This window comes from Frankia sp. CgJB1 (assembly GCF_977947065.1).
In genome coordinates this window covers 1-13,829 of the sequence record NZ_CDWTNB010000105.1, presented here as the reverse complement: position 1 = coordinate 13,829, position 13,829 = coordinate 1, and the positions used below count along the sequence as shown (strand labels likewise).

Genomic DNA, 13,829 nt, shown 5'->3' with positions numbered 1-13,829 from the left:
ATCAACTTATTTAATGACTATCCCATAGTCCTATCTCGGATCTTTACGGTGGCTATCCTTCCGCTCGGCCTGCAAAATGTACCGTTGCCGCCTTCGTGATCTGCGCAGTGTCGCGCGCCCAAGGAAGAGCCGCGGATGGCACCGACGCCCTCCACTCGCCTCGACGTCGAGGCAGATCTGGTGTTTTCGAAGCCCGGCGCTTCCGCGCGCCGTCGACCGCTCAGCAGCCCGCCGACAGCGCACAGGAGCAGACCGCCGTGATCCGTCCGACCAGGTACCTGCCGCCGTTCCGAGCCCGCGCGATCGCCTACGTCGCTCACATCAGAGACGACCACCGGTCCACCTGGCAGGCCATCAAGACCGTCTCCGCGGCGCTCGGCGTCAGCACCGAAACGCTGCGCAGGTGGGTCCGTCACGCGGACACGGCACCAGACCGACAGGTGCAGACCCACCGCCAGCACGCCGATCTCAGACACCTGCAGGAACAGAACACCCGGCTACGCCGCGAGCTACACCTGCTGCGGACCACCGGTACCAGCCCCGCGCACCTGGCGGCCGACCCGACCACACAGGCCAGATCAGCACCTACGCCGAAAGCACCCCCACAGCAGGCCGGAATGCGCCCACCCAGACCGGCCGGCACCATGCCGGAGCAGCGGACAGCTGGGCCGACAACGGCCAGCATCCCGCCCCCGGCCATACCGCAGACCGCCGGCGATAGCCAGACATGAGCAGGAACGCAACCCGTCACCAGCGCCCACGACCGGCACCGGCCACGCTCTCCTACACCCGGCCCCTCCCACCGGTCCGCACCCTTCCCGCAGCGCGCGGCCGGCACCGACGAACGCCCCAGAGCACCTCCCGGTACCGCCGCCGTGGCCGCCACCGGCCCGCCCACGGAGGCGAAGCACCGGCTTCGTCCGTCGCGGGCTGATTCGCACCGCCCTCCTACCGGCCATGCTCGCCACGAGCCTGCTGCTGTTCTGCACCGCGGCCGGTCCCCGCACCCCTACCGATCAGCTCGACGCGAGCGGCGCCGGGCCGGTCCGCCCTGGCAGCTGAACGATGCCGGCGCTCGTGCCCGCTAACAGCGGGAGCACCCCGACAGCCGCAGCCGTCCCCACCATCCAGGTCTTGGCCGAGGGCTGTACACGGCCGGGTCACCTGGCGGTACTTTCACCGGGACGCAGCCGACCGACACTGCAGGTTGCCGGCCGGTCCGAGGTAGCCGGCTTCGCGCTGCCATGTAGGGGCCTCGGCCGGCTCGGTGGTGCGTCGTTACAGGTCGAACTCTTCGGGGCTGAGGCCGACCGCGAAGCACGCCTCGCGGACGACGGCCTGCTCGGTCTTGTCGAAGTCTCCGTCGGCGCCGCCAATGACGATGCCGATCTGGATGACGGCGCGGGCCTCGGTCGGCTTCTTCTTCACCTTCCCGATCTCCTGGAGGACGGAGACCTTCCCGAGGGCGAAGTCCTGCTGGAGCTTGGCCAGGTAGCCGTCGAACCGACGGTGCAGGTCGTCGGACGGGAAGTTGGTCAGCACGTCGTTCGTCGCGATCAGGGAGGCGACGCGCTGCCGTTCGGAGGGGTCGATGTGCCCGTCGGCGGCCGCGACGAGCGCGCACATCGCCATGCTGGCGTCCCGGAAGGCACCGCTTTTGAGCTCGTTCTTCTTCGCGGTGAGAGCTAGCCCTGCATCGTCTGCGTGGAGGCGCGCAGGCGGTCCCAGATCGGCATCGTGCTCCCTGACCTTTCTCAATGACAGGCGTCGAGGCCTTCCGGCCCCGAGCGCGGACAGTGACCACCTGTGTCGTATCAGAACTCGTGCGACGGCGGCCGGGAACGGACGATGTCCGTTTCCGGAAGGGCGGTGTGGCTCGGTTCATCTCGCCTGCCCGCCCGTCAGCGCGGGTGTCGGAGTGTCGAGCGGCAGGAGCCGGCGCAGCACGTCGTCGAGGGTGACCACACCGAGGGTGGTGGCGTCGTCGAGGACGACGGCGAGCTGGTTGCGGGTCTCGCGCATCTGGGCGAGGGCCGTGTGCAGCGGCGTGTCGCCGTCGAGCCGGAACGCCGGCCTGGTCAGGTCACGGATCGGCTCGGCGGCGCCCAGGGCGAGGGTGTCGCGCACGTGGACGACGCCCCAGTCGGTTCCGCCCCGCCGAACCAGAATCCGCAGGTGGCTGGAGGTACGGCTGGCGGCCTGCACGTTGCCGACAGTCGCGTCCGGCTCCACGGCCGCCAACGCCCGGCCTGGCGCGACCAGGTCGCGCACCCGCAGGTTCCGCAGGTCGAGCGCGCCGGTGAGCGGCGCGGCGTAGCTTTCGTCGAGCGCGCCGACGTTCGCGGAGTGCTCGACGAGGTGGCGCAGTGCCGCGGGGTTCTGACGGGAGACGAGGTGGTCGGTGGCCTCGACACCGACGCGGTGCAGGCACCAGTTCGCCGCGCTGTTCAGCGCCCGCAGAACCGGCCTCGTCGCCCACATGAAGCCCCGCATCGGCAGGGCGAGCAGGATCGCGGACTTCTCCGGGTGCGCGATCGCCCACGACTTCGGGGCCATCTCGCCCACGACGAGGTGCAGGAACGTGACGATCACCAGCGCGAGCACGAAACTGCCAGCGCCGGCGAACCAGGTCGGGGCGCCGAGGTCCTCGATCGCGGGCTTCAGCCAGTGGTGTACGGCCGGCTTGGTGATCGCGCCGAGCGCGAGCGTGCAGACCGTGATCCCCAGCTGAGCGCCGGCCAGGAGCACCGTCAGCTCGCCGGAGCTGCGCAGCGCGGCGCGGGCCGCGCGGCTGCGGCTGGCCGCGTCTTCGAACCGGTGTCGCTTCGCGGCGAGCAGGGCGAACTCGACCGCCACGAAGAACGCACTCAGCCCGATGATCGCGACCGTGCAGAGAGCAACGACCCAGGGGTTGTCCACGTCAGTCCTCCCGATCGCGGACCGGCTCGTCGAGCAGCTCCAGTCGGATCGCCGCGGGCACGTGGTTGTCGACATCCATCACGATGGCGCGCAGCACCCGCCGCGGCGCCTCGTCGTACAGCGCGAGCTCCCCTGGGTCCGGGGGCAGCGTGACGTCGACAACGGTCCCGGTCTTGGGCAGCGCGCCGTGAGCGGAGATCACCAGACCGGCGATCGTCTCGTAGTCGCCCGGAGGCATCTGATGCCCGAGCGTGCGTTCGACCTCGTCGATGTGGAAGCTGCCCGGTACCAGCCACGCTCCGTCGCCGATCGGGTTGGCTCCCTCGAACGCGGCGGCGGCGTCGTGCTCGTCGGTGATCTCCCCTACGAACTCCTCGGCCAGGTCCTCGATGGTCAGGATCCCGGCGAAGCCGTCGAATTCGTCCACGACGCAAGCGACCTGCGCCTTCTTCCTCGCCATCTCGGCGAGGGCGGCAGGTAGCGGCATCAGCGTCGAGATCACGAGAGCCGGCCGGACGAGCTCGCGGGCCGGGGCATCGTCGGGCGCGTCCATCACGTCAAGAAGCTGGACGATCCCGGTAACCCGCCCGTCGTCGTCGACGACCGGGTACCGGGAGTGCCCAGCGCTCATCAGCACCCTGACCTCGCCCACGGGGCGGTCCTGCTCAACGACGTCCACCTGCGAGCGGGGGATCATCGCGTGCTCCACGTCGCGGTGCGGGAAGTCCAGGATGCGGTCTAACATCAGCGATAGATCCGCGGGCAGGTCACCCCGCTCCCGCGACTCGGCCACGATGTGATCAAGATCGCGCGCTGAGGCGGCGTGCTCGACGTCTTGCACCGGCTGGATGCCGAGCAGACGGAGCAGCAGGTTGGACGACTGGTCGAACACCCAGACCAGCCAGCCAAAGACCTTCAGGTAGAGCAGCGTCGACCAGGCGAGCCTGCGTGCCACCGGCTCCGGCCGGGCGATCGCGAGGTTCTTCGGGAACAACTCACCGAAGACCATCTGAACGAAGGTGGAGAACGCCAGCGCCAGCACGGTACCGAGCGCGACGCCGACGGCCGTCGACAAACCGGCCCCCGAGGCCACGTTGCCCAGCGCGCTGCCGATCAGCGGCTCGGCGACGTACCCGACCAGCAGACCGGTCACCGTGATCCCGAGCTGGGCACCCGAGAGCATGAACGAGGTACGTCCGGTCACCTTCAACGCCCGTCGCGCCGCGGCGTCGCCGGCCGCCGCCGCCGCGTTCAACCGGGACCGGTCGACCGCCATATAGGCGAACTCCTGGGCGACGAAGTAGCCGGTCGCCACAGTGATGACCAGCACTATCAGGAGACCGAGCAGCAGCGACAGAGCCGTCACCATCGTTGTCGCCCCCGGCTCCCGGGTCTGTGCGGCTCAGCCGCCTCCGCCATCCTCCACCTTCCACACGTCGCGGACGACACCCCGCGAGACAACCGCCAGCACGCCATCGGGCGCGCGGAACCCACGCCCCCGAGGACCGGTGCCCGGCCAGCCAGACACTCCGCGCTGTTGGGCAGCGGCAGGAACGCGAAGAACGAGGCAGCACGGGACCCGTCGCGCGTCGCTGCGACACAGGAGCTCGCCGCTTCCGGCCGACTCGCGGCACACGGCCCCGCGGCGCTTCACCACTTTCGGGCGCACAGCCGTATGTCGACTGTCGTCGCCGTGCACGCCGTCCGCTCCCGCAGATCCCAAGTCGACCACCATGGCCGCCGCCAGCACTGCGCTGGCACCGTCCCCAACGTACAGACCCCTCAGCGATTCCAGAAGCTACCGTGCGCCGCGCGGTGCCGGTGCCGTCGCCGGGCACCACAGGCCGAGCCAGGTCGGGTGACTCATACAGCCGACACCACCGCCCGAGGCAGGGTATCGGCTGGCGGAGAAGGGGTAATCCCCAGCTGACCTTGCTGTGATCTACTGGTGTTGGAGGCCGTCGTGGTCTGGACCATCATCAGCTGGATCGTGCTCGGCCTGGTCGCCGGCGCGCTCTCGCCCGCCTCCTCGTCCCCGGGCCCGGCCCCATGAGCATCCCGGTCACGATTATGCTCGGCGTGGTCGGCTCCTTCGTCGGCGGATTCCTCGGCTACATCCTCTTCGACAAGGACCTCGCCGAAGGCGCGCTGCAACCGTCCGGGATCATCGGGTCGGTCATCGGCGCCATCGCCGTACTCCTCCTCTGGCGCATGTTCACCCGTTCACCCGACGTGGCGCCTACCATCGTTGAACCTGGCTCGATGCACTCGCCAGCCCAAGAAGGTCTGCGCCTCCCGTCCTGGCATGCGGACACCTGGATACGACCGCGGGCAACTCGGCAGTGTCGATCCAGACCGGTCGGCGCCTGCCAAGGGTGCGTCCGGGAAGCATCCCCCGCTCTGCTCTCGGCAGGGATCGGCAGGAGGTGCCTGCATAGCGTGGTGAGAGCGAGCGCTGAGGGAAGTAGCGGGAGCCCTGCGGTCAGAAGCCGGTAGCCGAGAACGGCGCTGACGGCGAAGTGGGCGAGAAATACCTCGGCCGCCGGGCACGGTCCGGCGAGCGTGTGCAGGACAGCGGCGAGCGTCAGGGCGTGCAGTTGTGGCCGGGGATGACGGTGTCCGGAACGCCGCCCTCGCGTCCAGTGCGACGGGCAGGCCGGCCGCGGCGGCTTCCAGGTTGACAATGCGAGGAACAGGTGTTCAACCGCTAAATCCGCCATCCGGATTGACCGGCGAGGGGCGGATTTGCCGCCGAGTCTGGATACGTGGGAGGTTGCGGTGACGTGGTGACACTGTCCGCCTGTGTGCGGCGGCGTCAGTTCGGCTGGCCGGCGCGCTGGCCCGAATGGCTGGGAGCGCCGGGCTCAGGCCCGGCAGGAGCGTCCTCGATCTGTGCCGCTCAGGTGGGAGTGGGCTGGCGGGGCCGGGGCTGCTCGCCGTCGCCTGGGCGGGACGGTGTGGACAGCGCCGCCAGTTCGGCGTCGAGGGCCTCGCGGGCGGTGGTCAGCCTTTCGCGTAGCCGGGCCAGGTCGGTGTCCGGGCCGTCGCTGTCTAAGTCTGCTGGCCGGCGTCGGGGTGTCTGGGCGTCCTCGATCTCACGGGCCTCCTCCAGGGAGTTGATGACGACGCCGATGAGTAGGTTCATCAGGATGAAAGAACCGATCACGACGAAGGATCCGTAGTAGAGGATCGTCCAGCCTGGAGATCTCCAGGCCGGTGTGGACGGCGTCGCCGAGCCCGTCCAGGGTGATGAGCAGGAACAGGGTCAGGGCGGCGCGTCCGAGGGAGCCGTAGTGCTCGGGGTCGTCGGTAGCGAAGAACGTCCAGCCGACCATCGAGTACACGTACAGCACCAGCGTGCACAGCACCAGGAAGCTGAAGGTGCCGGGCAGGCTTCGGCCCAGGGCGGCGAGGATGATGCGCACCTGCGGCAGGAAGCGGGCGGTGCGCAGCACCCGGGCCAGCCGGGCCAGCCGCAGGGCCGTCGAGTCCTCCCGAGCCAGCGGAAGGACGGCCAGCGCGACGATGGCGAGGTCGAACAGGTTCCACGGGTCGCGGAAGAAGTCGCGGGGACGGTCGGCGTGGGCGGCCGCGCGCAGCGCGATCTCGATGGTGAAGAAGACCAGGAACCCGTGCTCGGTGGCCTTGAGCGGGCCGTGCCAGCGCGTGGCGAGTCCGGAGTAGGTTTCGATTCCCAGCAGGGCCGCGTTGGCGAGAATCGCGACGAGAACCGCGCCGTTGAACCACGCGGACTCCACGACACGGCGGGCCCGCCCGGCGAGAGCGTGGGTGATGGGCATCGAAGGGCGCAGGCCGGGTGTCCCGCTCAGCCTCGCGCCGCCCGCGTTACCGGGCCAGCTCCCGACCGGACCCTGCCCACGCCGGTTACACCTGCCATCGAGGCGTTCACTCCTTGCTGCGGACGGGGTCGAGGCTGCCGCGAAGAGCGACCGCGCCCAGAGTAGCCCGTCCGCCAGGCCATCGACACGGCATCCTGGACCGTCCCGCGCTCCCGCCGACGGCCACGGGGACGGCCACGGGGACGGCCACGGGGAGTGATCGTCCGTGGGTGCGTGGTGGGACACGTGTCGCTGGTTGGCAGTGGGAATCGTCCGATGAGATCACCCGTTGGGGTATCATGGGTGCGTACCCGTCATCCGCGTCGTGCTCGCCGGCTGTCCAGTGTTACTGACCCGTTCTCGGCCTGTGGAGGAACACGACGATGACGATCTGGGATCGGTTGCGGTCCTCTACGCAGACCATGCAGGGCCAGCTCACCGCGAAGAAGAATGATCTCAAGAGTGGCGCGTTTCGGGACGCGAGCATGGCGATGTGCGCGCTCGTCGCCGCGGCCGACGGCCACATCGACCCGGCGGAACGGCAACGGGTCGCCTCCCTGATCGCGACGAACAACGTCCTGACGAACTTTCCCGCCGACGACCTGCAGCGTAGGTTCAACGACTACCTGACAAAGCTGACACAGGATTTCGCGTTCGGGAAGGTCTCGGTCCTCCAGGAGGTCGGGAAGGTGAAGAAGAAGCCGTCGGAGGCCCGCGCGGTCATCCAGATCGGCATCATCATCGGCAGCGCCGACAGCAACTTCGACAAGACCGAGCAGGCTGTCGTCCGCGAGGCCTGCTTCGCTGTCGGCATCAATCCCGAGGAGTTCGACCTCTAACAGCTCTCGCCGTTGCTCCGCGCTGTCCGTGCCTGATTATCGGTCAATCGCCTACATCGTCGCTTCTGCTGGCAAGGTGAGGTTGCCGCTGTGTTCCAAGTCATCTGGATCGTGCTCTCCGGCCTGGTCATCGGAGCTCTCGCCCGTCTCGTGCTGCGCGGTCGGCAGAACATCCCGCTGTGGCTGACCGTCGTCGCCGGTATCGTCGGCGCGCTGGTCGGGAACACGATCGCCAGCGTGATCGGGGTCCAGGATACCGTCGGTATCGACTGGATCCGTCACTTTCTGCAGATCGGCGTGGCCGCCGGGTTCATCGTCCTGATCACCCCGGTCTGGGCCGCGCGGTCCCGCCGCGGCCCGGCACGTCGGCGGTAGTAGCGGGTAGCCGGCGACAGCGGTTCGACATCTCGGGGTCGAACGCCTGACCTGGTGAGCCTCGTGGGTCGTTATCCGTGGTGGGCGAGGAGGACGTGGGGGTGGGCGGTGCCCGGGGTGTCGGGGTGGTCGGTGTGCACCGTGTCTCCAAGCAGCGCCACCGACGCGGAACGAAGGTCGCCAGCGAGCAGGCCCTCGCCCGACGCCTCTACCCACGGCTGGCCTCCGACTGGCTGCTGCTTGCCGACCGGACCTTCTACTCTCGGGCGGACTGGTGCACGGCCGCGGACACCGGCGCGGCGCTGCTGTGGCGGGTCAGGGCCAACCTGAACCTGCCCCCGCTGAAGGCACTACCCGACGGCTCCTACCGGACCGTCCTGATCAACATGAAGATCAGCAGGAAGGCCCGCGACGCGCTGCTCACCGCCGCCCGGGCGGGTGAGCCCCTCGACCCGCGGGAGGCCACCGCGACCACCCTGGCCGGGGGATATCACCACAGATGGGAACGGGAAACCGGCAACAAACAGATCAAGACCTACCTGCGCGGCCCGGGACGGGGTCCTGCGCTCCACGCATCCCGACACCGTCTACCAGGAGATCTACGGCTACCTGCTCACCGTGCCCGCGCCAGGTCGGGCAGCGTGAGTCCGTCTCCTCGTGTCCGTGGGGGCCCAGGCGGCGTACTCCAGCCAAGTCTCGATGAGAGAGCTCATGCGCGGCTCGGGTGGATATTGCTAATCGAAGATGTCGGCGGCAGTGACGGTGAGACATCCTGGCGGCGCGTTACGGATCTCCTCGCGAGCGCACAGCGCGAGGCGTGCCCGGGCAGAGCCTTCGGTCCCGCCACTGTCAGGGCCGGCAGCTCCGTCGTCTGTCTGGCGGTCCGAGGCTGCTGGAACGGCCGATGTAATAGCGTGAGCCTTTTCCAGGAGCCGGCTGGAGATCCGTCGACCGTCAATAGAGCGCGCCCACTTCGCCTCGCCGGACAGAACCGGGTGTCGGTCCCTGCCCGCGAGCACGACCGCATCGATCTTGTTTTGCCCGCCCGCGTTCCAATAAGGCCCGACCGCGACGATGTCCCTGCCCAGCGCGCCGGCGACCGCGAGTCGGCGTAGGTGCTCGCGAAACGCTTCCTCCCACGGTTTGCCGAGATGGTCGTCCAGACTCTCGATCAGTACTGGCAGCAGTGCTTTCCCTAATCCACGCTCGATCTCCGCGCGGTACCGAGACAGCACGCCGAGATAGAAAGCGAGGAAATTGTCGGCGATCCGGTAGACGCGCCGACGGCTGTGCGCTGGTTCAGTGACGGGCATCAGCCTTTCGACCAGCCGCAGTTCGACGAGCCGATCCAGCGTACGGGCCGGTTCAGCCCGAATATAGTCCTTGATCTCGTTGTACTGGGTGCGGCCCTCGGCGATCGCGTGGAGCACGGCCGCCGGGTATTCACCGTGCTCCGCCTCGGTGGCAAGCACGAGTTGTCCCTCGGTGAGCAGCGGCGCCCCGGGCCGGCAGGCCAGCCGTAACAGGTTGTCAGCGAGATCGGCGCCCTGGTCCCACCACGACAGATACAACGGAACTCCGCCAACCAGCCCGTAGACGAGCGCCCGGTCGGACGGCGTCAGACTGGGCAGCATGAGTGCGGCCTCGTGCGGACGGAACGGATGCAGCGACAGTGACAGATCGAATCTGCCGTACAGGGGCGCCCGCTGCTCCTGCAGCGCGGTCATGTGCCGCACGGCCGACCCGCACACGAGCATCCGCAGCCTGGTCCGGCCGGCTGTTCGGTCGAGGAAGGCCCGCAGGACGCCGGGCAGTTCGGGTGAGGTGGCAACGATCTCGGGAAACTCGTCCAGGATGACGAGGAGCGGCTCCTGCTCAGCCGCCGCGGCGAGGTCGTCGAGCGCGTCGTCCCAGTCGAGATAGGGACGAGCAGCGAGATCACGGATTCGCCCCGGTAGCGCGATGGCCGCCTGACGGGATAGTTGCGCCAGTTCCCCAGCTGCCGCCCGACCGGCTCCGGTGTGGGACACCGACCGACGGCCCTCCGCGAAGTGCTGCAACAGCGCGGTCTTGCCGACCCGTCGCCGTCCCCACACCACCGCCGGTCGGGGGTCGGTCGAGCGCCACCACGCCTCTAGAGCGGCGAGTTCGTCGGTGCGATTCACAAAGGCCACCGCCGCCCCGCCTCCCTCCAGAAACTCACACTGCCTGTAACTTACTTGCTATGTAAGTTACACCCCGCGCCATCCGTACGCGGCTCGCGACATCCATGATTCTGTGATTTTGCCGCCTACCCGGCCGACAACCCCGACCGGATCGTGCTCGGCCGGGCAGTCCGACGGCGGGATCGACCAGCGCAGCTGCGTCCCCCGGCCGTACGGGTGTCATCCTGCAGCGGCGGCTGATGCGCCGGTGGTGGAGGTACGACGCTGGCGTCGCCCTGCATTTTCGCTGGTAGATGGCCTGCTCGTGTGATCGGGGATGGTGATCGTGGGGCCAGGGATGGCGGGATGGCGGTTCGGGTTGTGCTTGGTTCTGTCCACCGCCTCCGATCAGGCATTTTGCGGGGTCAGGCGGTGGCGCCACCGTCGATCACGTGGTCGTGGCCGACGACGTAGCTCGATTCCTCCGACGCCAACCATAGAACGGCGTTGGCGATCTCCTGCGGGTCGGCGACCCGGCCCAGCGGCACGGTCGGCGCGAGGCGGGCGTCACGCTGCTCGCGGGTCTCGCCCGGAAGGTAGGACATGGGGGTGTCGATCGGGCTGGGGCTGATGGAGTTGATGCGCACGCCCTGCTTGATGTACTCCAGTGCGGCGGTACGGGTCAGGAAGCTGACACCCGCCTTGGACGTGGAGTAGGCGCTCATGCCGGCCAGCCGCCAGTGGGCGCCCAGGTTGGAGGCGGTGTTGACGATGACGCCGCCGCCGTTGGCCGCCAGGTGCGCGGTCTCGTACTTCAGGGCGAGGAAGACGCCCGTCAGGTTGACCGCGAGGACCTTGTTCCACACGTCCTCGTCGTGCTCGCCAACCGGCGTGCCGCCGCCGAGGATGCCGGCGTTGTTGAACGCGACATGCAGACCGCCGTGGCGGGAGACAACGGTGTCCACCATCGCCTTGACGCTCTCCGAGCTGGTGACGTCGACGGTGATGCCGGACGCCTTGCCGCCCTCGGTCTCGATCAGCTTGACGGTCTCGTTCACCCCGCTCGCATGGAGGCCGGCGACAGCGACGGTCGCGCCCTCCCTCGCGAATGACAGGGCGGCGGTCCGGCCCAGCACACCGCCAGCGCCGGTGACGAGGACGACCTTGTCGGTGAAGCGTGCACTCATGACGAGCTCCTGTTGTCGGTAGAGACGTTACGAATCGCGGATGGTGGTCTCAGCCGCGCGCGGCGGCAGTGGTCGCGCCCGCCCTGCGCTGGAGCAGCGCGATCTGGACGGCACCAAGGAGAGCGAAGGACAGCCGGGGTCGCGGCGGACTCGGCGCAGCCATGTCGGGTGACGCGTTCACAGAGAGGTGTTCATAACTGAATGATCATTCCACTATGACAGTCGCCTGATGCCGTGCGGCACCACACGACTCCGCCTTGTGGCCTTGTGGCGATGATCGGAAGTTACCACGAATTGAAACGATCGGTCTAGATAGTCGGTGCGGGGAGCGCCTCAACCCGCACCACTTCTTCCGGCACGGCCAGTCCATCCGCCTGCCGGGGCGCTGACCGCACGGTCTCGGTACCGCCCCGTCGACGGGTGCCCGGCACCCGAAAAGCCCGTTCCCGTCAGTGCGGGGACGGGCTTTTCTTGATTGAACGGTCTTGTTAGCCTCTGGGTATGGGCAGGACCAAGGAGTTCGATCCAGACGTGGTGCTCCAGCGCGCGATGGACCTGTTCTGGGAACGGGGCTTCGAAGCGACTTCGATGGCCGACCTCGTCGATTACCTGGGGATCGGCCGGGCCAGTCTCTACGGCACGTTCGGCAGCAAGCACGACCTGTATCTGGCCGCCATGCGGCGGTACCTGCGACGCAGCGAGGCGGGCTTCGTCACCGCGCTCGCCCAGCCCGGACCGGCCCTGTCGGCCGTGCGCGCGTTTGTCGAGAGCTGGGTCACCGACGCCCTCACCGACCCGAACCGGCGAGGCTGCCTGGTGGTGAACGCCGCCGTCGAACTCTCCCCGCGTGACCCCGAAGTCACCCGCCAGGTGGCGGTCAGCTGGAGCGTCGTGGAGACGGCGCTGGTGTCCTCCCTGGTGCGGGCCCAGGCCCAAGGCGAGCTTGCCCCCGACAAGGACCCGCACGAGATCGCCAATTTCCTGCTCGTGATGATGCAGGGCGTCCGCGTGCTCGCGCGGGCCGCACCCGAAGCGGAGCGGCTCCAGGCCGCCGCCCGCCTCGCGTTGGCCGCGCTGGACTGACCTGCCTCGCGTTGGCCGCGCCGGACCGATCCGCACCCGCCCAGTGGAACACGCGGAGGCCACAGCCTGGGCACCGTCCTGCGCTCACCAGCTTTCGACAGTTCGGTCGAGTGGCGTCCGTGTGCCGTGACCGGAGCTACCGCTGGCCCTGCGGCTGGCGGCGTACAGTCGGCGCCATGAAGCGGATGGTCCAGATCCCCTACGAGCTGGAGCAGGAGGAGGACGGTACCTGGGCGGCCCATGCGTCGTTCCCCAGCGGTGGCGCGCACGGTCTCGGCAACACTCCTGAGGACGCCGTGGCCGATCTCTACGAGGCCGTCAGTCTGGTCTCGAGGAGTTTGGCGTTCCGCCAGTCCTGACGATCGTGCAGGACGTCGCCTGATGCCTCCTCTTCCCGTGCTGCCTGGCGGGGAGGTGGTCAAGGTCCTTGAGAAGCTCGGCTTCGAAGTGATCCGTGTCAGCGGAGTTCATCGCCGCTCTTTGACCTACCCGGTCCGTTGGCCGGACCTGTGCCGCTGGCCGGGCCGGCGGCGGCGGTGGCGGTGGCGGTGGCGGTTGTTTTCATGCGCCGGTGTCCAGGTTCCGGCTGGTGGCCCGCGCCCAGCCGTCCGGCCCGCCGTCGAGGACCGTGAGGTTGGAGTGTCCGGCGCGGGCGAGCAGGCTGGCGGCGCCCATCGCCCGCTTCCCATGCCCGCACATCAGCACGGTCGGCCCGGCCGGTAGCCCGGCGGCGAGGTGGGCGAGGTGGGCGGGCAAGTCGCCGAGCTCGACATGAGGTCGCACCCGGCAAGTGGGCGGAGGTGAACCCCGCCCACTTGCGGACGTCGAGAACATACGCGCCGCCGACCTGGTCTGGCCGAACCGTCAGGTCGATCGACCCGCATCGCGTGTACTCCAGAGCATCCGGATTATGGCCAGCCTCGAAGGCGGTCGACCGGGCGAGGTCCAGTTGGAGGCTACGCTCATCAGGACCGAGCGCACCGCCGGGAAAGTAGTCGTCGCCTCGTCGCCTCGTCGCCTCGTCGCCTCGTCGCCCGGCCCGGCGTGCAGCCGCCCGACTTGATCCACCAACGTGGATGGGCAGCTGGGTAACGCCGTAGGGCTTCGGGAAGCTGCACAGGTTGTCGAAGTCGAAGAACTCCCCGCGGAAGCTGACCCCGTCCTTGCCCCCGGCCCAGAGCAGTCGCATCACGTCGATCGCCTCGTCGGCGCGGCGACCACGGGTGCTGAAATCCACCCCCACCGCTTGGGCCTCGCCCGGCAGGGTTCCCAGCCCCACGGTCAATAGCCGCATCCGCCCCTTGGACAGCACATCAATGGTGGCCAGTCGCTTGGCGAGGACCACTAGATGGTGGTAGGGAAGCAGCAGCACGCCCGTGCCAAGCAGCATCCGGTTCGTGGCCGCAGCGACGAGGCTCAGGCAATTGAAGCGATCCCAATCTT

14 protein-coding genes and 2 pseudogenes are annotated in these 13,829 nt (G+C 68.6%); 6 read left to right on the top strand and 10 right to left on the bottom strand.

Translation table 11 applies throughout. The features are described from left to right. Positions 1-257 precede the first annotated feature (257 nt). Complete coding sequence (locus tag AC08OT_RS13100) at positions 258-731, top strand: transposase (protein ID WP_476594035.1); 474 nt, start codon at positions 258-260, stop codon at positions 729-731. A gap of 547 nt (positions 732-1,278) precedes the next feature. Here AC08OT_RS13100 and AC08OT_RS13095 read toward each other — a convergent pair. The 3 genes from AC08OT_RS13095 to AC08OT_RS13085 all read right to left on the bottom strand — a co-directional run bounded on the left by AC08OT_RS13095 (position 1,279) and on the right by AC08OT_RS13085 (position 4,288). Next, entirely contained in the window at positions 1,279-1,758 is a 480-nt protein-coding gene (locus tag AC08OT_RS13095) for a tellurite resistance TerB family protein (protein ID WP_476596211.1), read from the bottom strand. Between the two features lie 123 nt (positions 1,759-1,881). After that, the gene (locus AC08OT_RS13090; protein WP_476594033.1) at positions 1,882-2,919 is read right to left on the bottom strand and encodes a CNNM domain-containing protein; all 1,038 of its coding nucleotides are present in this window, start codon (positions 2,917-2,919) and stop codon (positions 1,882-1,884) included. A gap of 1 nt (position 2,920) precedes the next feature. Further along, a complete protein-coding gene (locus tag AC08OT_RS13085; RefSeq protein WP_476594032.1) occupies positions 2,921-4,288 on the bottom strand; it encodes a hemolysin family protein in 1,368 nt (455 codons plus the stop codon). Between the two features lie 594 nt (positions 4,289-4,882). On the opposite strand from AC08OT_RS13085, the pseudogene AC08OT_RS13080 reads away from it, so the two are divergent. Continuing rightward, positions 4,883-5,136: pseudogene (locus AC08OT_RS13080) on the top strand (GlsB/YeaQ/YmgE family stress response membrane protein); the annotation flags it as partial. Between the two features lie 682 nt (positions 5,137-5,818). Here the strand turns inward: AC08OT_RS13080 and AC08OT_RS13075 are convergent. Both AC08OT_RS13075 and AC08OT_RS13070 read right to left on the bottom strand, forming a co-directional pair. Beyond that, the gene (locus tag AC08OT_RS13075) at positions 5,819-6,085 is read right to left on the bottom strand and encodes a hypothetical protein (RefSeq protein ID WP_476594031.1); all 267 of its coding nucleotides are present in this window, start codon (positions 6,083-6,085) and stop codon (positions 5,819-5,821) included. Next, positions 6,015-6,719: an ion transporter gene (locus AC08OT_RS13070; protein ID WP_476594030.1), complete on the bottom strand. Its 705-nt coding sequence runs from the start codon at positions 6,717-6,719 to the stop codon at positions 6,015-6,017. The genes AC08OT_RS13075 and AC08OT_RS13070 overlap by 71 nt, the downstream gene beginning before the upstream one ends. 422 nt (positions 6,720-7,141) lie before the next feature. Here AC08OT_RS13070 and AC08OT_RS13065 point away from each other — a divergent pair, with 422 nt between their 5' ends. Both AC08OT_RS13065 and AC08OT_RS13060 read left to right on the top strand, forming a co-directional pair. Next, positions 7,142-7,597, top strand: coding sequence for a tellurite resistance TerB family protein (locus AC08OT_RS13065; protein ID WP_476594029.1), 456 nt, complete (start codon positions 7,142-7,144; stop codon positions 7,595-7,597). Between the two features lie 90 nt (positions 7,598-7,687). Continuing rightward, entirely contained in the window at positions 7,688-7,972 is a 285-nt protein-coding gene (locus AC08OT_RS13060; RefSeq protein WP_476594028.1) for a GlsB/YeaQ/YmgE family stress response membrane protein, read from the top strand. A 734-nt stretch (positions 7,973-8,706) separates the two neighbouring features. Here the strand turns inward: AC08OT_RS13060 and AC08OT_RS13055 are convergent. From AC08OT_RS13055 to AC08OT_RS13045, 3 genes are all read right to left on the bottom strand, one after another. Then, a complete protein-coding gene (locus tag AC08OT_RS13055; RefSeq protein ID WP_476602856.1) occupies positions 8,707-10,146 on the bottom strand; it encodes an ATP-binding protein in 1,440 nt (479 codons plus the stop codon). A gap of 395 nt (positions 10,147-10,541) precedes the next feature. Continuing rightward, the gene (locus AC08OT_RS13050; RefSeq protein WP_476593891.1) at positions 10,542-11,303 is read right to left on the bottom strand and encodes an SDR family NAD(P)-dependent oxidoreductase; all 762 of its coding nucleotides are present in this window, start codon (positions 11,301-11,303) and stop codon (positions 10,542-10,544) included. A gap of 49 nt (positions 11,304-11,352) precedes the next feature. Next, positions 11,353-11,484 (bottom strand): hypothetical protein, encoded by a 132-nt coding sequence (locus AC08OT_RS13045; protein WP_476602855.1) that lies wholly within the window; start codon positions 11,482-11,484, stop codon positions 11,353-11,355. A gap of 320 nt (positions 11,485-11,804) precedes the next feature. On the opposite strand from AC08OT_RS13045, the gene AC08OT_RS13040 reads away from it, so the two are divergent. Further along, complete coding sequence (locus AC08OT_RS13040; protein WP_476593892.1) at positions 11,805-12,386, top strand: TetR/AcrR family transcriptional regulator; 582 nt, start codon at positions 11,805-11,807, stop codon at positions 12,384-12,386. A 176-nt stretch (positions 12,387-12,562) separates the two neighbouring features. Further along, positions 12,563-12,745 (top strand): type II toxin-antitoxin system HicB family antitoxin, encoded by a 183-nt coding sequence (locus AC08OT_RS13035; RefSeq protein ID WP_476593893.1) that lies wholly within the window; start codon positions 12,563-12,565, stop codon positions 12,743-12,745. Between the two features lie 202 nt (positions 12,746-12,947). Here the strand turns inward: AC08OT_RS13035 and AC08OT_RS13030 are convergent, their stop codons facing one another. Both AC08OT_RS13030 and AC08OT_RS13025 read right to left on the bottom strand, forming a co-directional pair. Further along, entirely contained in the window at positions 12,948-13,220 is a 273-nt protein-coding gene (locus tag AC08OT_RS13030; RefSeq protein ID WP_476602857.1) for a rhodanese-like domain-containing protein, read from the bottom strand. A gap of 70 nt (positions 13,221-13,290) precedes the next feature. Beyond that, a pseudogene (locus AC08OT_RS13025) lies at positions 13,291-13,776 on the bottom strand (LLM class flavin-dependent oxidoreductase); the annotation flags it as partial. Positions 13,777-13,829: the final 53 nt, after the last annotated feature.

Excerpts from the sequence above, each read along its gene's own strand:
- AC08OT_RS13085 (WP_476594032.1), bottom strand. The coding sequence starts at position 4,288 with ATGGTGACGGCTCTGTCGCTGCTGCTCGGTCTCCTGATAGTGCTGGTC.
- AC08OT_RS13030 (WP_476602857.1), bottom strand. The coding sequence starts at position 13,220 with ATGTTCTCGACGTCCGCAAGTGGGCGGGGTTCACCTCCGCCCACTTGC.
- AC08OT_RS13035 (WP_476593893.1), top strand. The coding sequence starts at position 12,563 with ATGAAGCGGATGGTCCAGATCCCCTACGAGCTGGAGCAGGAGGAGGAC.
- AC08OT_RS13040 (WP_476593892.1), top strand. The coding sequence starts at position 11,805 with ATGGGCAGGACCAAGGAGTTCGATCCAGACGTGGTGCTCCAGCGCGCG.
- AC08OT_RS13050 (WP_476593891.1), bottom strand. The coding sequence starts at position 11,303 with ATGAGTGCACGCTTCACCGACAAGGTCGTCCTCGTCACCGGCGCTGGC.
- AC08OT_RS13065 (WP_476594029.1), top strand. The coding sequence starts at position 7,142 with ATGACGATCTGGGATCGGTTGCGGTCCTCTACGCAGACCATGCAGGGC.
- AC08OT_RS13070 (WP_476594030.1), bottom strand. The coding sequence starts at position 6,719 with ATGCCCATCACCCACGCTCTCGCCGGGCGGGCCCGCCGTGTCGTGGAG.